The following is a 23,568-nucleotide window of genomic DNA, read 5'->3' as shown; positions in this document are numbered from 1 at the left end:
ATTATTTAAAAACTAGTTTTTAAATAATTAGTATTTTTTCTCTCATAACTTAGATTTGGATATTTAGCATTGATCTCAATCACAAATTCACTACCTTCTCCAAGGCGTGAGTTGCATTTAAGTTTTCCTCGATATTTATTGACTATGATTTCCTGACATATAGATAATCCCAACCCTTTACTTTTTGAGGCTGATTTGGTTGTAAACAATGGTTCAAAAATCTGCCTTTGAATGTGTGGAAGAATACCTTGACCGTTATCAGTAATCTTGATAATTACTTTACTCTTCCTAAAACTTTTTCCTCCTGATGTTTGAGTGGGATCCCTTTCAACTAGTGACAGATGATTGGCGATCGAACTAGTATTTACCCAAATCGTGGGAATGAAAGAATAATCCTGCTCCATCCTTTCTTCTAAACTATCAATTGCATTCGCAATAATATTAATTAAAACTTGGGCGATTTCTCCACAATGACCTTCAACAGGTGGTATATCACCAAATTCTTTAATTACCTGAATTCCAGATCGTGTTGGCTGTTCCTTCAGTCGATATTGTAAAAGTTGAAGAGTTCGATCTATCTCTTGATGGATGTCTATTTTTTCTATTTGCTCTTGATTGTTAATAAATATTTGCAAATTCTCAACAATATCTTTGATGCGTTCGGAACCCGCTCCCATTGACCATAACAAATTAGGAAAGTCAGTTTTTACCGATTCCAGGTTCAAGTATTGAATATTTGAAGTGCTAAAATGTTGAACTCGATCTGGATGACTTTGGTTATTTTCCAAAAATTCAATTAAATCCTGTGCGTATTGACTTGCAGATTCGAGAGATTTGTAGATAAAACCTGCAGGTTTATGAATCTCTGAGAGCATATCGATCGTTATTTGACCGAGATTACTCATTTTTTGGCTTTCTAAGAGTTGTTCCTGTAACTTTGATATTTTCTCTAAATTTGTTTGCAGTTGCTGTGAGTGATAATTTAACTTGGTTTCAAGGGATTTGCGAACTGTGGTTTCTCTTTTTACTTGAGCGATTTGCTCCTGTTGTCGGATGGCGATCGCAATTAACTTCGTGAGTTGCTTGAGAGTATCAATTTCCCAATTTTCCCATTCACGATAGTGATCGTATTGTTGAACTGCAAGCATTCCCCAACAATAATGGGAAACTTTGTGGGATGAGGAATATTCTCCCGGTGAGTAATCTGTATGTAAGAGAGATAAAGCTCCGACTTGACCGATTGCAAATTGCTGTTGATGGGAGGTCAAAGATAAAGCTTGAATTTGGTCGCTGGGTACTAGGATTGGAGCTAATAATTCTGTACGAGAGCGATCGCTATCAGAACGATCGTGTAGAGTTTCGTTCTTGACAAAAAAATTACCCTGCTGCTGTGGATCTACAGGTTGCAGATTTATATATTTCCGGATTACTTGCTGTTTAGGAATAGAAGCTTCATCTCCCACACAATCAGAAGTGTAAGTCGGTATATGACAGCTTTTAAGTGAAGACAAACTATTTGCGAGGGATTCAAAAGCTACACTATTGCTACCATCAGCCTGAGGGCGATAAATAACAGTTTTATCTACTTGCAAACAATGCTGTAACTCTTCAACAGCAAATTCTAAAATCTTCTCTAGGGAATTACCAGCAATAATTTGTGTTTGTAGTTCCCGGAAAAATTTTTCTCGCTTAGTTTGTTGTTTTTTGGCTAATTTTGCAGATACTTCCTTGGTAATATCTTTGTAAGTACCTACTAATACTACAGGCTTCTCATCTGGATCCCGTTCGTGAATTTGAGCAGTAGCCAAAATCCATTTCCATTGACCAAATTTTGTCAGTATTCTCAACTTAAATTTGTATATTGGAATACGTGACCCTGGGTGGTTGTGCAGTACCTTATATACTCTTGGTAGATCCTGGGGATGTATGATTTGCTTCCAAAACTTATCCAAATTAGTGAGTTCTTCAATGTCATAACCTAAAATCTGCTGACATTCAGAGTCGCACTCAATTTGATTGGTTGTAAGATTCCATTTCCAGAATCCTAAACCGTTAGCCGATAAAAATGCTTGTAAAGCTGTTTGCCATTCTTGGGACATTGCTACAAATATATATGCTAGTTGTAGGTGCTCTTGATCGTATGCAACAGGATGTTCTAAGAAATAAGGCTGGATTCCAACTTACTTGTTATTTGTTTGTAATTGATAGTTATGTGGAGTAAGTCTTTTTACAGAACCATCAACAGCACTTAGTCTTTCTTGATATCCTGTAGCTAACACTGTTTTAATACCGAGCCATGTGCTAACAAGGTGTTAACAGAGGGTTTTGATAAGGTCCAAATTTAATAGGCAACTTCTCTATAATGTGAATCGAATTTACCCAAAGGTAAATGCTACAATGTGACTTTTTTTTGTGATTTTATTGGGTAATGTAACAAAAATAAGCTACATTTTTATAGTGCTTTTTTTTAGTTCTTTAGAACCAGTAGTATATAAAAATACTTTTACATGACAAACAAAAACGTAAAAATAATTAGAATACAATTGACAAAATCCATTAAATGCAGGTATTTCAGCAAAATTAATGAAAGTCAATAATGTTTTTGTAGCATCTTTCTTATTAGCTAGCTATTATCAACATGATTGAGGCTACAGTGGACTCATTGTCACACAAATAAATCTTATAAAGCAACATCTTTGAAATAAACTTGAAATCAAAAGTAAAAATAGTTACTAATGACTCTAGATGAAGTTCTACTATTATTAAAAGCAAATCTTCCCAATTCTTTAAGTTCTTTGCAAGAAATGATTTTACGTTCTTCTTGGCAAGGAAAAACTTATACTAACATTGCTGCGGAAGCTCATTATGGAGAAGAAAGAGTTAGAAAAGTAGCTTCAAATTTATGGCAATTACTCAGCGATTTATATCAAGAACAAATTAATAAATCAAATTTTCGTCAGGTATTAGAAGTCCGAAGACTAAATAAAACAGAACAAAAAATTATTCATGACTTAAATCAAATCGCAATTAATACATCTTTAGAATATCCTAGTGGTCCTGTATCTGTTAATTCTAGGTTTTATATTTCACATCCAGTAATTGAAGAAACAGTAAAAGCCCAAATTTCTAAACCAGGAAGTGCGATTTATATTCATGGTCCGAGAAAAATAGGCAAAAGTTCTCTGTTGCTAAGAATTATTGACCACGGGAAAAGTTGTAATTTGCGGGTAGTTACTATAGATTTTCAGCAAGCAGAGCGATCGTTATTTACTAACTTAGATAAATTTTTGCGTTGGTTTTGTGCTAACGTGAGTCGGGAATTAGATCTAGAACCAAGAATGAACCAGTATTGGGATGAAGAGATGGGTAGCAAAATTAGTTGCTCGCTCTATTTCAAATCCTATTTACTTGCTTCAAGTGATAAACCCCTTCTCTTGATACTAAATGAAATAGATTGGTTATTAGAATATCCAGAAATAGCTGGAGACTTTCTTCCATTATTGCGTTCTTGGTACGAACAAAGTAGGTATATAGAAGTATGGCAAAGATTGCGTTTGATTTTGGTAGGTTCATCACAAATACTTTTATCACCGAAATCAAGTCAATCTCAATTTAATATTGGTTTTACGCTGAAATTACCAGCTTTAAGTGCCGAACAGATTGAGAATTTAGCAAAAATTCATGGATTTAGCTGGATAAATAATTCTCACGTCCAAAGTTTAATGTTAATGCTGGGAGGGCATCCTTTTTTAATAAGATTAGCTTTCTATCATCTGATAAAAATGGGTGGAGCAGAAGAAGATTTAGAAAATATTTTACAGAAAGCACCTACAGAAGAAGGAATTTATCAGCAATACCTGCAGCAGTATTTACTAGCTTTGAGAGAAGAACCAGAACTAGAAACTGCCTTTTTTCAGATAGTTGCAAATAACACAGGTACATATATAGATCCGATAATAGCTCAAAAGCTTCAAAGTATGGGGTTAATAAATTTATCTGGTTATCACGCTTACCCGGCTTGCAAACTATATCGTTTGTATTTTCGTAGAAAGCTCCAACTACCAGAAAAGCTAGAAGATTTAAGATTCAAACAATTAGAGACAGAAAATCAGGGATTAAGATTTCTCTCTAATATCGATGAACTTACTCAACTAGCAAATCGACAGTACTTTGATAACTATTTGTATACGGAATGGCAGAATTGTATCGAGGAAGAAATAAAAAATAATACTTGTGCCACTAATTCTGCGAATATTTCTCTAGTGTTATGTGATGTAGACTATTTTGATGCTTATAACCGTACTTATGGCAAATTAGCTGGTGATGATTGTTTAAAACAAGTTGCTAACGCTATTCGTTACTGTGTAAAACATCCACTAGCGAGTAATAACTTTCTTTATGGTGGTATGAGTTATATCAATCATGTTTCAACTGAAAACTTTCAGAGTGAGAGCTTTGAGTTTGATAAATTTGAAGCTGAGAAGTTGCAAACTAATGATTCTTCAACTCACGATTTTGAGATTTCTGGAAAAATTACTGATAAACCAATACTTGTCGCACGTTACTCTGGAGAAAAATTTGCTATTCTCTCTAGAATTGAATCTGAAACTGCTGTATACATCGGTGAGTACGTAAGAAAAACTATCAAAAAATTAGCAATTCCTTGTGATTATCCAAGTATTGATGAATTACCTGCAAATGTTTTGACTGTGAGTGTGGGAATTGCAAGTATGATACCGAATGCTAAGGCAGAACCAAAGGATTTAATTCATAAAGCAGAAACAGCATTAAAAAAAGCCAAGAAACAAGGTCGAAACCAGGTTATCCTTGGTTAGTCAGTTAACTGTTAGCTGTTATGAGCGTTTATTACTCATTACTCATTAATGATTTATTTTTTTCTTCGTAAGCACTGTTAAGATTATTTTGTGTCATCTCCCATGCTTGGGGAAATGTTTCACGGGTATGAACTTTTAAGGCAGCTTCATAACACTTAATAGCAGCACTGATATTTTCTAATCTATTTCCCTCAATTCTTTCACATAAAGCATTACCTAAATTGTTTTGCGTCATTGCCCATTCTTGGGGAAAGACTTCGCTATTATATATTTGCAAAGCTTTTTTATAACATTCAATAGCCATTTCAATATTTTTGCTTACATCTTCAGTGGCTCTTTCAGCATAAGCATTTCCTAGATTGTACTGTGTTGCCGCCCATTCTTCTGGAAAAGCTGTTGGTTTTAAGAGTTCAACTCCCACCTCGTAACCCGCGATCGCAATTTCTAAATTATTAGCGCGATCGCCTGATGTCCAGTCTTGCAGTAAACTGCTCAAAGCGCTAATCAAAATACCAATATCTTCGGCTTCTTCCGGTTCAACTTCCCCAATTGTCTTACTAGACCAATCTTGCACAACTTCAATAAAACGCTTATCTAACAATTTTGCGTTCTTCTGCAGTAGAGGATAAATAATCTCTGGATCGCCCTCACTTTCTTCTGTTGCGAGTAGAAGTTGTATTAATAGATCTATTTGGGAATTGATAGTAGGTACAGATTCTAATTGCATTAAATCAGCCAGATGAGATCCAATGGTATTCAAAAAAGCTGCTGAATTTTCATCTCCCTCCTCTGCAAAACCTTCAGCAACCTGTCTCATAGTATTTAAGAATCCATCATCAATTAATTCTGGATTTGCATCTAGAACCTCTGCTTCTTTTCCAGGGGGACAAGCTAGAAGTTTATTAATTAAATCAAGATAAGCTTGAGGGCGTTTTTCATCCATTGCGTATAACACTTTAGTATAATGAGCAATTTAAATACAGAGTCAAAGTCATAAAAAAAAGATAAGGTCACAGAGATTCTGTGAAATTTCTTAATTTGCTCGACTTGCATTCCGCTCTTTTAGCTAACTGTTATAAACAATTTTTTTCAAGTCGCAAATGCTACAAAGAATGAGTGAAGGCATAAATCAGATCCATGCTGGAATGATTAGTATCATGTCTGTGAATTAACTCGATAATAATTTGCTGTGTAGTTTATTATCATAGGTATATGCTTTAAATTAGTGTGAATTACTATCGGTTCGCAAACAAGAACACTTCATCAAAAGTTCCTTTGCTTTTTCTTCTGCATCGGGATTACAAATATTTACTGACGTCGGACGAATAACTCCATTAAATAAGTCTTCTAAACCATAGGGTGTAAAAAACTGCCATTCACCTTTTTGATTTATTTTTACACCTACAGCAGCAGTAGTATGTAACCAATTCATGATTCCATCTTCAGTGCTAGTGAAAACTTTTAGACCAGGACGCCAATTACCAAAGCTCGCTTGGTTTTTTACGTCAAATAAATGTTGGGGAAATTGTTCTGTGAGTCTTGCTTTCGCTGCTAATTCTTGATTTCTATCTCCTGTTACATCAAAAAATGCAATATCAAAATCTTTAATAAATAGCTTACATTCCTCACCAAAAAGAGAACGCCAAACTGTATTTCGTATTGCACCCCCCGCTAACCACCAATCTGGAAGGTTGATTTTAGCGATCGCAGGAAGTACTTCAGGAATGGGTGAGTTAGCTAAAATTTCTTGCAAGCGATGATTGTTTGTCATATAGTTTTGCAATTTGAATGATCGCAAAAATACTCTGGCTTTTTCGCTCGCCAGAGCATTTGGATTAAAGCAAATAATTTAAGAATTTGCAGTTATTATTACTGACTATCTGACTATCAACTATAGATTTCGCAGATATTGATTCGGAATTAACACAGATAAAATATAAAAACCTTGAATAATTTGGGCAGTAATTAAAATTAAATACACACCCACTTATTCAAATCTAATCAAATCGACCTAAAGTTTTGGCTTTTCTTGACTAAATTTCATCCCGATAGTTTTGGATTTACTACTATTTACAGCTGAAGATGTCATCAAATATTCCATTACTTCTTCAGTAAAAGGAATGCGCAAATGGAAAGTACCATTTGGTTTTACCTTAATTGAATGACCACCAATAGTTACTGTCGCACCAGGTTCAGTCGCACCGTGGATGATTAATTCAGCATCAGCTTCAAACCAGAAATCTTGGTCAGGAGAACTCAAAATATTAGTTATTTCCGAACGACCCAAAGACAACCAACGCTTATCGTTGCTGAGATAACCAATTTCTACCATATAATGGCGATCGCCTTTCGGGATTGCAACATAACGGTGATTAATACTTAATTCACATTCATACTGTTGTATCAACTGGGGTGTTTGATAACTGAGATCTACATCAGTCACGTCATACAAACGCAGTATCAATTGTGAATCGGTTTGCTGTTGCAATTGTTCTTTATCTGTAGTGGATATTTTCCAAGCAGTGTAAGCCCATCTTGGAGTCCTGGAAATTAAAATAATCCCAGTTTCAAATTCATTATCAGGAAGTTTATTGTTCACCGCATCGTTACTCCATATTCCACTAATGAATGTGGCTCCTGCACCTGCAATACCAGCACCAACAGCGATTGGGTTGACTGAGGCTAAATTCTCGTTGACTTCATCGGTCTCATCGGTCTCATCAACTTCATCGGTCTCATCGGTCTCATCAACTTCATCGGTTGTTACTTCATCCCTATTTATAACTTCATCCCTATTTATAACTTCACCACTCACCACATCAGTTGTAGTTGTTTTGACTTCCTCATCAGCAACTTCATCAATCGTTGAACCTACTGCAGTGTCCGCGGTCTTTTCACCAATGACTTGATTGATTTCTGATTTAACGGTCATCTCACCGGTTGAAACTTCATCAGTTGACTTTTCATCAGGTATTGATTCAGAAATAGCATCAGCTACAACTTCATCACTAACAACTTCATCGCTAACAACTTCATCAGTTTCATCAGTTACTATTTGAGCAATTTCGTGAGTTATTGCTTCATCAATGACTGGTTCGGGAGTTGGTTCTTTGCTAACAAATTCATCATCAATTACTGATTCAGTAGTCAAATCACTTACAGCTTCATTTATTACTGGTTCGGGAGTTGGTTCTTCGCTAGCAACTTCATCATCAGTTACTGTTTGAGCAATCTCATCAGTTATTGCTTCATCAATTACCGTTTCAGCTACCTCATCAGCTACAACTTCTTCAGTTGTAATATCAACATTTTCTTCATCAACAACAACTTCATCAGTTACTGTTTGAGCAATCTCATGAATTATTGCTTCATCAGTTATTGTTTCAGCTACATCATCAGCTACAACTTCAGTTGTTTTGTGTAAAGGCTCCGCAGCATCTGCTACTGTATCTAGTATTTCTTCAGAAACATCTGGTAACTCGATACCTGAATTATCGCTTACACTATTGGTTGTTTCTTCTGACAATACTTCATCCCACACATCTGGAAGTGGTGGATAAGTTTTCACAGCATTTGACGCATTATTTTTTACGTCATCTACTATGTCAATTGTTTTATTTGTTTCTGGTTCGATTTCTTCTGAAGCTTGTTTTGACAGGGAACCTAAACTCACTCCTGCTGCTACTGCTACACCTACTGCAGTTAAATTATTCGTCAAGTCAGAAACTTCATTATTTTCTACTCGAACTGTATTCAACTGAGCACTATCTCCTTGAAGATTTTGATTTGCAGTATCTGAGTCTGGCAAAGTTCCATTAATTTGATTTACCCGGTCAGTCAATGGAGTTGTAATTTCTACAATTGGCAAATCACTTGCTACTTTGTGGGTAATTGTCTCAACTTGTAAACTGTCAGTTTCTAAACTATCAGTTGTCAAATCTTCTTGTTTCGAAGTTGTGATTGTTACTGTTGGTAATGGTTTTTGCTTGAGGTCTGAACTAGTTTTATCCAGCGGATCTTTATCCGTTACTTGTGTAACTGGTAAAGACTCAGAAGTTACATCTTCAGAAGTTACATGTCTAGAATTTGCACTTGCGGAATGAATATCTTGAATTTCTGTATCTTGTTGATCTAAATCCGACAATACTTTCCCAGTCCCCACAGCCACAGCAATTCCACCTGCAACAGCCGTAGCTTTCGCAAATCCACTATCGGTAGATTTTTTTTCTAAATCTGTTTCTTTGCAAGTTATATCAACTTCTGCAGTTCCAACTACCGGATTATTTTCGAATCCAGACTCATTAATGTTAGTAACTTGTGGAATTGAGTTATTAACGATTGCTGCTGGTTCTTCTAAATTCCATTCCCTTTCATTGACTTGTAATGCAGTATTCCCAATAGCCGTATCGGGTAAGTCGCTATAAGAATTTTCAGACTGGAATTCAGTATTATTTTCTACTGCCACTGCAGCTGAAGAAATATCATTGCTACCATTAACTGTTGTTGAAGTTGCCTTTGATACTCTTGCAACAGCCTTTTCCCCTAACTTATTAGCAACACCACCCATTGCTGCTCCCACATTTCCCATCATAGCTGCAGCTATTCCACCTTGATTTACCGCATCTAAGGATATGCCAGAATTTGCTACTAACTCTTCTTTCTCTTTATGTTTTTTCTCTCCCTTAGAAGCAAAAAACCATATTAAAAAGCCGCCAGCACCTAAAATAGATGCAAGCAACAACCAGACCCACAAAGGAATACTTGCTGTTGAGTTAGAAGAATTATTATCGTTTTGTGCAAGAATTTGCCTGTTGTAGCGATCACTAACACTGTTACTTGCAGTTAAAGTCCCAACATTTTCTACAGAACCCCGATCGCTAGCTGTTGTGCTCTGCTCGGGACTACTGCTGTTGTTACTTATATTAGTTACTTTGGGTTGTGCTTCTGTGTTCGCTAAACCCGTTTGAACAGCCTTAACTTGCGATTTTTTTTGACTAGGGTTGGTATTACTACCATTAGCGAATGATACGTCTTTAGCAATAGTTTGGGCTTCTTGCTGTCTGGCTGATTCAATCGCTTTTTGACCGAGATTTGCAGTGGTAAAACCAAGGAAACTAGCAACAGCATTGCCAGGTTTTTGTTTATAAACGTAAACAATAGGCTGGGAATAAGGATATTTGGGATCTTCTGGTAATGTTTGATGCATCTTTAAGATGCGGACACCATCTAATTTTGAAACTTGATTGGCAATAACGTAAGCAATACCATCTTTACCCAAATGCTTAACAACTTCTACTGTATGGTGGCTATCAAGCAAATGTGCATTAGCACCAGTTATAAATTCAGCCTTTTGAAATACTGGATAACTACGAAAAGATTGGCGAGTTTCGCTAGTCTCAGGGTGATCTATTAAGCGAATCTTACCTTTTTTGCCACCTATTTGGGACCAATCAGTAATTTCTCCGCGAAATATCTTGGCAAATTGTTCGTTAGTAATGCTACCTTCAAAAGGATTTTCTTTACTAACAATTACAGCAATTTTTTCTCGACGCAAACGTAATTGCTCTAAACCTTTCGACTTTTCTTCTGGTGTTAAACCACGACTAATTGCTGCAATATCAATTTTGCCATTCAACAAATTTGTGATTGCTTGTTGTGCTCCATTCGCTGCAATTTCAACATTTGAGCCAGGGAATTTTTTCTCGAAACCTTGTTTTAAGGCTTGGTTAATTGCAGCAACACTACTCGAGCCATCAATTCGGATATTAGTATCATTAGGAATACTATCTGGCAAGGGGAAAGAGGCTTTTTTCGACTTAGAGGAAGATTCTGCTAAAACTGACTCTGAGTCGTGAGAAACCACTGCTACACCAGCAGCAGTTAATGCCATAAATAATCCCAAACCAGCTATTAAACTATCTTTTTTTTCTTTTTGCCACATAAGCCCCTTATTACGTCAAAGGAAGGAGAAAACTCGCCTGTTTTAATATCGATCCCGGGTTGGATTAAACGCGTTAATTATATATCTTTATTATCTTTTTCTTAAGCTTATGGAGATACTTATGATACATGATTTTTTGGTATAAAGATTACTTAGTACGGATAAAATAAAAACAATGAGTTTATATTTTTAAGTTATCTTCCAATCCCCTAAAGTTAGTAATTATAGCTTATTTTATATTCTATAATTTTAGATTGTATATTTACCCATAGTAGACATAAATTAAACTACGATATTTAACAAATATTATTCAATATATTTAACAAGCTCAGTAACTGAAAAAAATACTCATAAATATTTCTATCGCTACTGGATTTTATTAGTGAATAGGTAAACTGTAGAGAATTAGCACGGTCAGTTACATTTCTATAAATAAAGATAAATTTTGATAAATTATTAAGATTTTTGCTGTCAGTTAAATCACTCTCACATCGAATAAAATTCTCTTTTGGGGTGAATATAACGACTGTACGGAATAGGCATGCTACTCGCTGCAAAGCAAGATGATTGCTTACAGAAACATCTCCTTCTCTTCCCACACTCCCCAAATTCCCCACACTCCCCAAACTCCCCAAATTCCCCACACTCCCCACACTCCCCACACTCACCACACTCCCCACACTCCCCAAACTCCCCAAACTCCCCAAACTTCCCACAATCCTTGGTATATCCTGTAAACTGTTGGCATTATTTGATTGATGTCAACCCCGACCAGAAAAAATTGAGTCTCTTATGCCTGCGTTTTTATTAGAAGTTGGTACAGAAGAACTACCTGCAAGTTTTCTCAGCAGCGCCCTAAAGCAACTCCATGAGCGCGTACCCAAAAGTTTGAGAGAAAATAACGTTAGTTCGGAAGCTGTGGAAGTTTACGGTACTCCCCGACGGTTAGCGGTACTTATTAAAGGTCTACCATCACAACAAGCAGACCGGGAAGAAGAAATCAAAGGTCCGCCCGTTCAAGCAGCTTTTAAAGATGGTCAACCAACTAAAGCTGCAGCAGGTTTTGCCAAAAAGCAAGGGGTTGAAGTTAAAGATTTCACAATTCGGGCGACGGAAAAAGGTGAATTTGTTTTTATTAATAAACTAATTCCTGGGCGTAAGATCGCGGATATTTTAATGGAATTGGTTCCCCAATGGGTTTGGGGTTTAGAAGGAAAGCGTTTAATGCGTTGGGGTGATGGGGATAAACGTTTTTCTCGTCCTATTCGTTGGTTGGTAGCTTTGTTAGATGATGCGATACTACCAATTGAATTTACTAGTGGTTCTGAAACCATTACAAGCGATCGCCTAAGTCGGGGTCACCGGGTTTTACATCCGGATAATATCAGTATTGCTCAAGCCAAGGATTATGTAACAACTTTACGTTCTGCTTACGTTTTAGTGGATCCTGCAGAACGAGAAAAGGCAATTATTCAACAAGTAAATACCGAAGTCAAAAAATTAAGCGGAGAGGTAGAAATATATCCAGATTTACTAGCAGAAGTAACTAATCTGGTTGAATACCCTTGTGCAGTTGTTGGCAACTTTGAACCGGAATATTTGAATTTGCCTACAGAGGTAACAACCACTGTAATGGTATCCCATCAACGATATTTTCCAGTTTTCAAAGATAACGAACGCCGACAATTATTACCGAATTTTGTCACTATTTCCAATGGCGATCCAGCCAAGTCAGATATCATCGCCCGAGGAAATGAAAGGGTGATTCGCGCCCGCTTAGCTGATGGTCAATTCTTTTACAAAACAGATTTATCCAAATCTTTGGAAAGTTTCTTACCTGCACTTGAAACAGTTACTTTCCAAGAAAAATTAGGATCTTTACGGCAAAAAGTTACTAGAATTTGTCAAATAGCCAGCCAAATTTCTACACAATTACAATTAAATGATTCGGAATCCGAACAAATTCAAAGGGCTGCTTTGTTGTGTAAAACCGACTTAGTAACCCAAATGGTCTATGAATTTCCTGAATTACAGGGAATTATGGGACAAAAATATGCTGCTGCTAGTGGCGAAGCGGAAACTGTCGCAACAGCAATTTTTGAGCATTATTTACCTAGGGGTGCAGATGATATTTTACCCCAAACCCTTACCGGTCAAGTAGTTGGCTTGGCAGACAGGTTGGACACTTTGGTTGGTATCTTTGGTTTGGGAATGATTCCTAGTGGTTCTTCCGATCCTTTTGCTTTACGAAGAGCTGCAAATGCTGTAGTTAATATTATCTGGTCAGCAAACCTCAACATTAACTTACAAAAACTATTACACCAAGTTGTTGCAGATTTTACCGCCATTCACGAGCAAAATCAAAGTCAAACCGAATTAATTACTTTGTTAGAAGAATTCTTCTTACAGCGCATCCGCACCCTGCTCCAAGAAGAAAAACAAATTGATTACGATTTGGTCAATGCTGTGCTAGGGGAAAAAGATCCAGAATATACCCAAAGAGCATTACAAGATCTATTAGATTTAAGAAACCGCGCCACTTTCTTACAAAAAATTCGTGATGATGGAAGCTTAGAAAAAATCTATGAAACTGTGAATCGTTCTAGTCGTCTCGCCGGACAAGGGGATTTAGACACAAAGCAGTTAAACCCCAACTCTTTAATCGATCGGGAGTTATTCCAAAAAAATTCTGAAGAAAACTTCTACAACGCCATTGTCGATTTAATTCCCCAAACCGAAGCAGCACAGCGATCGCGTAATTATCGCAAACTAGTTGTAGCTTTAGAGGAAATTACACCCAGAGTGAGTAATTTTTTTGACGGACCCGAAAGCGTATTGGTTATGGATCCCGATCCAAAAATCAAGCAAAATAGACTAAACTTGCTTGGATTACTTCGCAATCATGCCCGCGTTTTAGCAGATTTTGGTGCAATTGTAAAAAATTTGTAGCATTGGTAAATATTTAGGCGTTTAATTTTTGCCAAGAAGCGCTACTATAGGAATCGCTTAACCAGGGACCTCTGCTACAGTCTATGTCCAAAGCTCATGTAATTGGATTAGGAAAATCCGGCGTTGCTGCAGCAAGATTGTTGAAACAGGGGGGCTGGGAGGTAGAAATTGGCGACAGTGGAACCTCTTCAGTCCTGCTGACACAACAACAAGAACTTGCTCGCGAACAGATAACTGTCAAGTTGGGATATTCACTGGACTTAGAAAGTTCAGATTTGCCCGAATTAATTATTGTTAGTCCCGGTGTCCCTTGGGACATTCCCCTGTTAGTTAAAGCTAGGGAAATGGGAATCGAAACCATTGGGGAAATGGAACTAGCATGGCGAAATCTAAAATCGATTCCCTGGGTGGGAATTACGGGTACCAATGGGAAAACCACAACTACTTCCTTAATTGCTGCCATATTTCAATCCGCAGGCTTTTATGCACCAGCTTGTGGCAACATCGGTTATGCAGCTTGTGAAGTAGCACTAGATTACGGCGAACATAAATTAGCAAATCGTAAGTTAGCAGATAATACCCATAACACCAAAACACAAACCAAGCATTCCCTGGACTGGTTAGTAGTTGAAATGAGCAGCTATCAAATCGAGTCTTCCTCCACCGTTGCTCCCAAAATCGGAGTATGGACAACTTTCACCCCCGACCATCTAAATCGTCATAAAAACTTAGAGAACTACTACAACATCAAAGCAAGTTTGTTGAAAAGTTCTCAATTACAAATATTCAATGGGGACGATCCCTATTTACGAAAACTGGGTTTGGTTCATTGGCAAAATGCTTATTGGACAAGTATTAAAGGTAAAGAAGAACTGGTAAGGAATAAAGGGTTTTATATTACAGATGGTTGGGTTTACCAAGTTACAGAAAACGGTGATGAACCAATCTTGGAAGTATCATCATTAAAAATGGTTGGGGAGCATAACCTGCAAAACTTGCTACTAGCAGTAGGAGTTGCTCGGTTAGCAGGGATTGAAAATAATGTCATAGCCCATGCTGTTAAAGAATTTCCCGGCGTCCCCCATCGTCTAGAACATATCTGTAATTGGCAAGGTATTAAATTCATCAACGATAGTAAAGCCACCAACTATGATGCTGCGGAAGTGGGCTTAATATCTGTTAAAAGTCCCTTAATTTTGATCGCCGGTGGTGAAGCCAAAGAAGGTGATGATAATGCTTGGCTAGCAAAAATCAAGGCTAAAGCTGCTGCGGTACTACTAATAGGTAACGCTGCACCCCAATTTGCCCAACGCCTGCAAGAAGTTGGTTATAGTAATTATGAAATTGTTGAAACCATGGAAAATGCAGTTCCTCGTTCGGCAAAATTAGCCCAACAGTTACAAGCCAAGGCTGTATTACTATCTCCTGCTTGCGCTAGTTTCGACAGTTACCGTAACTTTGAGGAACGCGGCAATCATTTCCGCAAATTATGTTTGACTTGGCAAGAAAATAGTTAAAATTTTAATTATTTATTTGACTATTTGAGTATTTGAATATTTGAAGGATGGTGCGTTATGACTTCCATCTAACGCACCCTACAATACCCAATTTTTTATGCCCAGAGGGCACCATGAGCTAATAATAATCAAACCCAAGTCCCATAAATTACTAAATATAAATTATTGAAAACAATTGAAAAAATAAATATATACTAGATTTTTTATACTTGACTTGTAATATTTGATTTTCAATATTTAATTCTTAATCTTTAATTTTTAATACTTGATTCTTAAACTGTATAACTCTGGCTTGCTCGAGTTCATGTTTTATATTTATCATTTTTAAGTGTTTTCAATGTTCCCTCTTCTTCACAACTATGAGCGACTTTGTCAGAATACCTGCTGAAGGTACTCGCCGTAGGCTAGATTCTCTCAAATCTAAGATTTTAAGTCTAACTAGTGATGTTATTAATTCTGGAGAATATATATCTGGAACAAGGGTCGCAGCATTAGAAAAATATTTAAACTCGAAATGGGGAAGAAACTCTGTTACTACTAACTCTGGTAATTCCGCTTTACAGTTGGCGCTGTTAGCTGCTGGAGTTACCCCAGGAGATGAAGTAATAGTACCAGCATTAACTCATATTTCTACCGCCTATGCAGTAAGTGCTGTGGGTGCAATTCCTTCTTTCGTAGATATCGATCCACATACCCTGACCATCGATTTGCAAGCAGTTAAAAATGCAATTCGAGAGGAAACAGTAGCTGTAATTGCTGTACACCTTTACGGTCAAATGGTTGATATGCAGCCGTTAATGGAATTTGCTTCCGAATCTGGGCTGAAAGTTATTGAAGATGTAGCTCATGCACACGGAGCAAAATACAAAGACAATTATGCGGGTTGCATCGGCGACTTTGGTTGTTTTTCAATGTATTTGGGCAAAAAATTAGGTGGGTTAGAAGATGGAGGATTTATTACTGTCTCTAATCCTGAAGATGTTTTACAACTGAAAAGTTTGCGAGATCCCGGTAAAGTTGTATTAAACAAATATATTCATCAAGAATTTGGCTTTCGGGCTCGGATGGGCGAGTTTACTGCAGCTGTAATTGGTTTAGAATTAGAATTTTTGGAAGATTGGAACTGTTGTCACCAAAAAATTGCTGCTCGTTATAATGCTGCATTTGCATCTTTACCTTTCCAAACTCCTACAGTCAAAGATGAATGCGATCGCACATTTTATAAATATGTTATTTTGCTTGATTCGGTACAAGAGCGTTTAGCTTTAGAAAATCGCTTAGAAAGATTAGGAATTCAAACAGAAAACTTGTTTTCTAGAACTATTCCAGAACAACCTGTATATGCACTGGGTTTACCTTGTCGGGTAGAACCTCTCACCGTTGCTAAAGAAGTAACGGGGCGTTTATTAAGTTTACCCATATATCCAGAGCTTGAAGAACAAGAAGTAGACGCTGTAATTACTGCAATGCATCAAGCTTATAAAAAAGTTTTAGTTGTTGATTGATAAAAATAGTTTACTATTCTTAGTTTATATATCCTTAATGGCGATCGCATGACTCGCGGTAACTGCGATCGTTATAGCTACCCAGGGAAAAATTAATGAGATGGGAATTTTGGGAAGTGTGAGAAATTTGAGATTTTGCTCCCCGGATCCGCTAATGATTTGCGCGTAGCGCTGTAACTTGAGTCTAGTCCTATAAGTTCCATTAACTCAACAATAAATGCATCACTAAATGAATATAAATAATTTTGCTTACATACTTATGCTTGGAGAATGAAGTATGGGTACCTAAAACAAAAATCATTGCTTATTACTAATTAAGACTAGATTTACAGCATAATTAATACTCTGATTTAGAGCATATTTAAACATTTTAGATAACTAAAATTTTCCTCATTCAAACTCAGGCAATAGTTTAATAAAGTTGAAAATCATCATGTAAATATTTTTCGGTGTATACACTGGAGGCAAATATATTTGGAAGTTAATAATATGATTATATTCACGTCTCTGACTGTGAGTATGGCTGATTTAATCAGCCATTGTTGCTGATTGTTGGGAAGGTGTAGTGGCACCCCTTAGGGTGTTTTCTGCATAACGGGCATCCTCAAAAGATGCCCTTCTTTACTGATTTAAGCTCTTTTATTTTTACAAAAAAAACTAAATAAAATACACCGGGAAAATCACAAATTAAAATTTATAAATTATTGATAGTTAAATATATTTATTTTATACTCACATAACAAATAATTCTATTATTTATATTTTATATTTATCAATTAATTGCTGTGATTTAGATGTCAGTAATATACATAAAAATCAAGAAGATAAAATTACCAATCATCAATAATCAATTACCAAACCTCGACAAAGTATGCTAATGATATAGAAAATTAATAAAATTTTGAATTCGCAGCCAATTCCATGTTTTCTCAAGCTGATTTTCTTCAGTTTACCCAATGGTCGGGAATCGCCACTGTAGTATTTGCTGTTTTAGCTTTACTAGCTTTTATCCTCAAATGGGGTATTCGTTTTCGATTAGTAGGTACGACTGGTTTTATGTTAGTACTGACAGCAGGTTTATTTGCATTATCCCTTGCACCCTTAACACGAACAGTGGTTCCTGGAGCCATCCGCTACAGTTTAGTTTATGATAATGGAGCTACAAAAGCAGTCATTGCCACCCCTGTTGAGATTACTCGTTCTGAATTAGAAGCAACTTTGCAACAAGCTGCAAGCGATTTATTTTCCTATGGTCGTCTAGCAAGCAGAGGTGAAGATAAATTAATCATCAGAGCACGGACAGTGATTCATCCTGAAGAAGGGTTATCAGTCCCACTTTATTTAGGTGAAGTCAAACGGTCTCTTGCTAATCGTGAAGACTCACAGATAGAAATCGAAATCTATCAAGAGAATTTTGAGCGTTTAACGCAATTATCAGCTTAGGGAAATAAATATTTAGTCTAGCCAGGGAAAAGAGGTGAAAGTCTTACTGCGGAAATATTCTTCAGTTCTCAAATGCTTTTCAACCTCAAGCTCCCTATATTTTCCATCCTACTAACTCATTGATATTAGTTACAAAAACATTTAAGTAAGTTTTTTAAATCTATTGAAATTCATATTCACGTCAAAATGCGATTCTGTAAGTCTCCTTAGGACGGACTTTAGATGAAGTGATCCCGATTCTAGGAGAAAATCCAATTAGATAACATACTTTAAAACCATCACCCAATCATTAAAGCAAGAAATGACTGGGAAAATAAGACAAAGCTATTTTGATACTTTAGAAATTTTTTTGGTAACTCAAGACACAATTTGTCAAAAAGTTAGGTAAAATGTTGACATCAAAAATAATTTCACATATAGAAACAGGAAAAATTTTATTTTGATTGTAGTGGATTGGTACTTCAAAAACACCAGGAATTACGAAACGACAACACAATTTATAGCCATTACGACCTAAGGAAGGAATCTCAAGCAATTAAAATTGGTAATGAGTGCGTAAGTACTAAATATTTGTTGGCGACTAATAAGTCAATAAATCGGTAAACATTGCATTTTTTCTACGCTTACACTTAAGATTTAATAACGTTAATCGAACTTAAGAAAGTTAATTAATATCACAAATAAAATACTGATTTATCTGGGCTAAGAAGCTAAACAAATTCACTCATAACACAAGCAGTTGGGTCACCTGGGATAAATTGTCAATTAAAAATTGTCACCAAAAGGAATAAGCTTTTTCGCTCTTCTAGAAACCTAGAAGTCTTGGTATTTTTAATTAGTTATATGTCTAATAAACTCACAGAAAAATCATCAAATCCAACTTCCAAGTCTTTGCTTACTCTTGCAGTTGCTCCAGCAAAAGTGATGCGTGGTTCTGGAATTTTAGCAGACTCATCACCAATTATTAAAAAATTGGGAAGTCGTCCTCTATTAGTTACAGGGAAAAAAAGCTTTAGCTTCGCTGAAACACATTTGCAGCCCATAATGGATGCAAAAGAACTTAATTTTGCTAAGTCTTACTACATTCCCGATTGCTCGGAAGCAAGTCTTAAAACTTTGCATAAAGCAGCAAAAGAGCACAAAGCCGATGTTATTGTTGGCGTTGGTGGTGGTAAAGCTTTAGATACAGCTAAATTGCTAGCCCACCAATTAAATTTACCCGTTGTGACAATTCCTACTTCAGCTGCTACCTGTGCTGCTTGGACCGCACTATCAAATGTATATTCTGATGACGGAGCATTTATTTACGATGTGGGGTTAGCACGCTGTCCTGATTTGCTGCTTCTAGATTATGAGTTAATCAAAACCGCTCCCCAACGGACATTGGTCGCAGGTATAGGCGATGCGATCGCTAAATGGTATGAAGCTTCTGTTAGCAGCGGACACTCAGAGGAAACTTTAATTATTGCAGCAGTTCAGCAAGCACGAGTTTTACGAGATATTTTATTGCAGAAATCTTCTGCAGCCCTGCGATCGCCAGGAAGTGATGTTTGGTGTCAAGTGGTTGATGCAACTGTTTTGTTAGCTGGGGTAATTGGGGGAATTGGTGGAGCCCAATGCCGTACAGTTGCAGCCCATGCCGTACATAATGGTTTGACCCATGTTTGCGGGCACGGAAGCATTCATGGGGAAAAGGTCGCCTATGGAATTTTAGTTCAACTACGCCTGGAAGAAATGTTACAGGGTAATCAGCTCGCAATGACAGCACGGCAACAGTTGTTGAAGTTCTATGCAGAGATTGGATTGCCGCAAAAGTTGGCAGACTTAGGCTTGGGTGAAATTACTTTGACACAGTTACAAAATGTTGCCCAAATTACTCTAAATCCAAATTCTGATATTCACAGGTTACCATTTTCAGTTTCCCTAGAACAGCTGATGGCAGCAATGGTTTCCACCACAGCACCAACTGATACGAAAGAATCAACAAATTGTATATCCCTGAGCGGATTGAATAGTGAGGTGGAGCAATGAGTTTAAATTGGATTGCCCCAGCTGAACGCATTCAGAAATTGCCCCCTTATGTATTTGCCCGTCTCGATGAACTCAAAGCTAAGGCTAGGGAACAGGGTTTAGATTTGATTGATTTAGGGATGGGTAACCCAGATGGCGCAACACCACAACCAGTAGTTGAAGCAGCGATCGAAGCTTTGCAAAATAAAGGCAATCATGGTTATCCTCCTTTTGAAGGCACCGCCAATTTTCGTAGAGCAATTACCAATTGGTACCATCGTCGTTACGATGTGAAATTAGATCCAGATAGTGAAGCTTTACCACTACTGGGGTCTAAAGAAGGATTGGCTCATTTAGCAATTGCTTATATTAACCCTGGCGATTTGGTTCTAGTCCCAACTCCCGCATATCCGGCACATTTCCGCGGACCTGTCATTGCTGGCGGTCAAGTTCACAACCTGGTTTTAAAACCTGATAATGGCTGGTTAATTGATTTAGCTAGCATACCAGATGAAGTTGCTGAAAAAGCAAAAATTCTTTACTTTAACTATCCTAGTAATCCCACAGCAGCCACCGCACCAAGGGAATTTTTTGAAGACATTGTTGCTTTTGCTCGCAAATATGAAATTCTTCTAGTACACGATCTGTGTTATGCGGAACTGGCTTTTGACGGCTATCAACCAACTAGTTTGCTAGAAATCCCTGGAGCAAAGGATATTAGTGTGGAATTTCATACCATGTCTAAGACCTATAATATGGCTGGATGGCGAGTTGGATTTGTTGTTGGTAATCGCCACATTATCCAAGGTTTAAGGACATTAAAAACTAACTTAGACTATGGAATTTTTGCCGCGTTGCAAACTGCAGCGGAAACAGCTTTACAATTACCAGATAGTTACCTGCAACAAGTACAACAGCGATATCGTACTCGCCGGGATTTTTTAATTAAAGGTTTGGCCGATTTAGGTTGGCAGATTCCCAAAACTAAAGCTACCATGTATATCTGGGTTCCATGTCCAGCCAAAATTGGTTCTACAGACTTTGCTCTCGATGTGCTGCAGCAAACCGGAGTAGTTGTAACACCTGGTAATGCATTTGGTGTCGGTGGTGAAGGATATGTGCGAATCAGTTTGATTGCAGAATGCGAGCGACTAGGTGAAGCGTTACACCGATTTAAACAAGCTGGTATTCATTACTAAGCGTTGTTATTCTTGCCTGCATTCGAAGTCAATATAAAATACAATTAGGCAACATTAAGTAATGCAAGCACAAACACCTCCCGTTCTTAACACCAATTTGATTGCTGCAGGTTTTCATGCTCTTTCTGAACCTTTGCGGATTAAAGTCCTAGAAATACTGCGCAAGCAGGAAATGTGTGTTTGTGATTTGTGCGAAATTTTAAAAGTCAGTCAGTCAAAATTGTCTTTCCACCTCAAAACACTTAAACTGGCTGGCTTAGTTCGTACTCGTCAAGAAGGCAGATGGATTTACTACAGCCTTAACCTCAGCCAATTTATTGTTTTAGAACAGTATTTAGCTGATTATCGTCGCTTTAGTCAACTATTGCCTGCTAATACTTGTGGCGATGAGTACGAGTAAATTAAATAGCAAATAAATAAAATAACAGCTATCTCCAAACACGTAAAGAATGGGTAGAGACATTATATTTATGCGTCTCTACTATTTTTTTTGGTAGTTGTTGATATGTAATATTAATGAAATACCTTGCTAATTAAATGTAATTTAGATCACGTTACACTAATAATTCCTATTTATTCTTCAGAACGATTGACATATCAATTTTTATTGAAATAACATTATGGGTATACGTATTGTTTCTTCATTTTTTAATATAGAAACCCTATTCCTAGGTAGTAATGAGATCGAATAAGAAGAGCAATTTACCTAAAATACCAATCAATTATTCCCGAGAGGCGCTAGCTGAAGGGATTGGAACTTTTATTTTAGTTTTTGCCGGCACTGGTGCGGTAATGGTAAACAGGATTAGTAATGGTGCTATTAGTCACTTGGGGATAAGTTTTGTTTTTGGAAGTGTTGTAGCTGCTTTAATCTACGGTATAGGTCATATTAGTGGAGCACATTTCAATCCTGCGGTCACATTAGCTTTTTGGACGAGTGGTTTTTTCCCGAGGAAACAAGTTCCTTCCTATATTTTTGCACAGTTGATTGGTGCGATCGCTGCCTCAAGTTTATTGCGGGCTAGTTTGGGAAAAGTCAATAACTTGGGTGCGACCCTACCTCTAAACGATAATTGGTTGCAATCTCTGATTTTAGAAATTGTTCTTACCTTTATTTTGATGTTCGTAATTTTTGGTTCCGGGCTTGACCGTCGCGCTCACATCGGATTTGCAGGTTTAGCAATCGGTTTAACAGTGGGACTTGAAGCTGCATTTATGGGACCAATTACTGGTGCAAGTATGAATCCAGCACGTTCTTTTGGTCCAGCTTTGATCGGAGGTATTTGGCAATATCACTGGGTATATTGGGTAGCTCCAATAGTCGGAGCACAATTAGCGGTAATAATTTATGGCGTGCTTTCAAACGGATTTCGGGATCTTAAGTGATCTATAAGGAATGTGGATTAAATAAAGTACAAAAGTAGTGTGCTGTTAGCATCACGTAACGCATCATTCCAGATTTAATTAGAGATGAACAAGAATTGTCCAAGTTAATCTATCAAAAGCAAATCAAATGATGAAAAAAGTAATGTTTGTTTGTAAGAAGAACTCCCGTCGTTCCCAAATGGCTGAAGGATTTGCCCGAGCACTAGGAGAGGGAAAAATTTCTGTCACTAGTTCTGGATTAGAAGCAAGCTATATCGATCGCAAAACTATAGAGATTATGGCAGAAATTGGAATTGACATAAGTAATCAGACTTCTCAGGCTTTGAGTGATTTTAACCCTGAGGACTACGATGCGGTAATTTCTCTATGTGGATGTGGTGTAAATCTACCTCCTGAATGGGTCACGCGAGAAGTGTTTGAAGATTGGCAACTTGACGATCCTGAAGGTCATGGAATTGAAACATTTCGGCGTATCCGGGATGAAGTTAAGCAAAGAGTTGAAAAACTAATTACAGTTTTGAGTTAGTTTTAAGCTGAAATTGCTAAAGCACCAAAGTTTATACTCAAAACTCGATCGATATTAAATTTAATTTAATTTGATTTGATTTGATTTTCCATAGAGACATGATGCGACTTTTATGCATTATCTCCTTCCTAGTGCTCTTCCATCACTCTGGAGAAGTAAAAATCTCAGACAATTTTTTAATCTCAAACAGGTACTGGGTTTGGAGCTTTATTTTCTAACACTATCAATAAAATAATCGCTTTTGGCTAATAGTCTTA

The 23,568-nt window shown here is 37.1% G+C and carries 15 protein-coding genes; 11 read left to right on the top strand and 4 right to left on the bottom strand.

Annotation, left to right across the window (positions count from 1 at the left end):
* Positions 1-5 precede the first annotated feature (5 nt).
* On the bottom strand, positions 6-2,099 hold the full coding sequence (locus QNJ50_RS23785; RefSeq protein WP_300640511.1) for a PAS domain-containing protein: 2,094 nt from the start codon (positions 2,097-2,099) through the stop codon (positions 6-8).
* A 636-nt stretch (positions 2,100-2,735) separates the two neighbouring features.
* On the opposite strand from QNJ50_RS23785, the gene QNJ50_RS23780 reads away from it, so the two are divergent.
* A complete protein-coding gene (locus tag QNJ50_RS23780) occupies positions 2,736-4,835 on the top strand; it encodes an AAA-like domain-containing protein (RefSeq protein WP_300640508.1) in 2,100 nt (699 codons plus the stop codon).
* A 31-nt stretch (positions 4,836-4,866) separates the two neighbouring features.
* On the opposite strand, the gene QNJ50_RS23775 is transcribed toward QNJ50_RS23780, so the two are convergent.
* The 3 genes from QNJ50_RS23775 to QNJ50_RS23765 all read right to left on the bottom strand — a co-directional run bounded on the left by QNJ50_RS23775 (position 4,867) and on the right by QNJ50_RS23765 (position 10,776).
* The gene (locus QNJ50_RS23775) at positions 4,867-5,778 is read right to left on the bottom strand and encodes a tetratricopeptide repeat protein (protein ID WP_300640505.1); all 912 of its coding nucleotides are present in this window, start codon (positions 5,776-5,778) and stop codon (positions 4,867-4,869) included.
* Positions 5,779-6,057: 279 nt separating this feature from the next.
* Positions 6,058-6,606, bottom strand: coding sequence for a nucleotidyltransferase family protein (locus QNJ50_RS23770; RefSeq protein WP_300640503.1), 549 nt, complete (start codon positions 6,604-6,606; stop codon positions 6,058-6,060).
* Between the two features lie 240 nt (positions 6,607-6,846).
* Positions 6,847-10,776 (bottom strand): substrate-binding domain-containing protein, encoded by a 3,930-nt coding sequence (locus QNJ50_RS23765; protein ID WP_300640500.1) that lies wholly within the window; start codon positions 10,774-10,776, stop codon positions 6,847-6,849.
* 563 nt (positions 10,777-11,339) lie between these two features.
* Between QNJ50_RS23765 and QNJ50_RS23760 the strand changes: the two genes are divergently transcribed.
* The 10 genes from QNJ50_RS23760 (at position 11,340) to arsC (ending at position 23,311) form a co-directional block, all read left to right on the top strand.
* Positions 11,340-11,513, top strand: a complete 174-nt coding sequence (locus tag QNJ50_RS23760; protein WP_300640497.1) for a hypothetical protein — start codon at positions 11,340-11,342, stop codon at positions 11,511-11,513.
* A gap of 55 nt (positions 11,514-11,568) precedes the next feature.
* Positions 11,569-13,725 (top strand): glycine--tRNA ligase subunit beta, encoded by a 2,157-nt coding sequence (gene glyS, locus QNJ50_RS23755; protein ID WP_300640494.1) that lies wholly within the window; start codon positions 11,569-11,571, stop codon positions 13,723-13,725.
* An 83-nt stretch (positions 13,726-13,808) separates the two neighbouring features.
* Entirely contained in the window at positions 13,809-15,242 is a 1,434-nt protein-coding gene (murD, locus tag QNJ50_RS23750) for a UDP-N-acetylmuramoyl-L-alanine--D-glutamate ligase (RefSeq protein WP_300640491.1), read from the top strand.
* Positions 15,243-15,601: 359 nt separating this feature from the next.
* Positions 15,602-16,747 (top strand): DegT/DnrJ/EryC1/StrS family aminotransferase, encoded by a 1,146-nt coding sequence (locus QNJ50_RS23745; RefSeq protein ID WP_300640489.1) that lies wholly within the window; start codon positions 15,602-15,604, stop codon positions 16,745-16,747.
* Positions 16,748-17,668: 921 nt separating this feature from the next.
* Positions 17,669-18,190 carry a Ycf51 family protein gene (locus tag QNJ50_RS23740; RefSeq protein WP_300640486.1) on the top strand — a complete coding sequence of 174 codons (522 nt, stop codon included), beginning with the start codon at positions 17,669-17,671 and terminating at the stop codon, positions 18,188-18,190.
* A gap of 843 nt (positions 18,191-19,033) precedes the next feature.
* Entirely contained in the window at positions 19,034-20,221 is a 1,188-nt protein-coding gene (locus QNJ50_RS23735; RefSeq protein WP_300640483.1) for an iron-containing alcohol dehydrogenase family protein, read from the top strand.
* On the top strand, positions 20,218-21,399 hold the full coding sequence (locus QNJ50_RS23730; protein ID WP_300640480.1) for an aspartate aminotransferase: 1,182 nt from the start codon (positions 20,218-20,220) through the stop codon (positions 21,397-21,399). The genes QNJ50_RS23735 and QNJ50_RS23730 overlap by 4 nt, the downstream gene beginning before the upstream one ends.
* A 61-nt stretch (positions 21,400-21,460) precedes the next feature.
* Positions 21,461-21,799, top strand: a complete 339-nt coding sequence (locus QNJ50_RS23725; RefSeq protein ID WP_300640477.1) for a metalloregulator ArsR/SmtB family transcription factor — start codon at positions 21,461-21,463, stop codon at positions 21,797-21,799.
* Positions 21,800-22,077: 278 nt separating this feature from the next.
* The gene (locus QNJ50_RS23720) at positions 22,078-22,785 is read left to right on the top strand and encodes an MIP/aquaporin family protein (protein WP_300640474.1); all 708 of its coding nucleotides are present in this window, start codon (positions 22,078-22,080) and stop codon (positions 22,783-22,785) included.
* Between the two features lie 130 nt (positions 22,786-22,915).
* Positions 22,916-23,311, top strand: coding sequence for an arsenate reductase, glutathione/glutaredoxin type (gene arsC, locus QNJ50_RS23715; protein WP_300640514.1), 396 nt, complete (start codon positions 22,916-22,918; stop codon positions 23,309-23,311).
* Positions 23,312-23,568 lie beyond the last annotated feature (257 nt).

The organism is Mastigocoleus sp. MO_188.B34 (genome assembly GCF_030065675.1).
In the GTDB taxonomy this organism is placed as follows: domain Bacteria; phylum Cyanobacteriota; class Cyanobacteriia; order Cyanobacteriales; family Nostocaceae; genus Mastigocoleus.
This window is presented reverse-complemented; position numbering and strand designations above follow the sequence as displayed.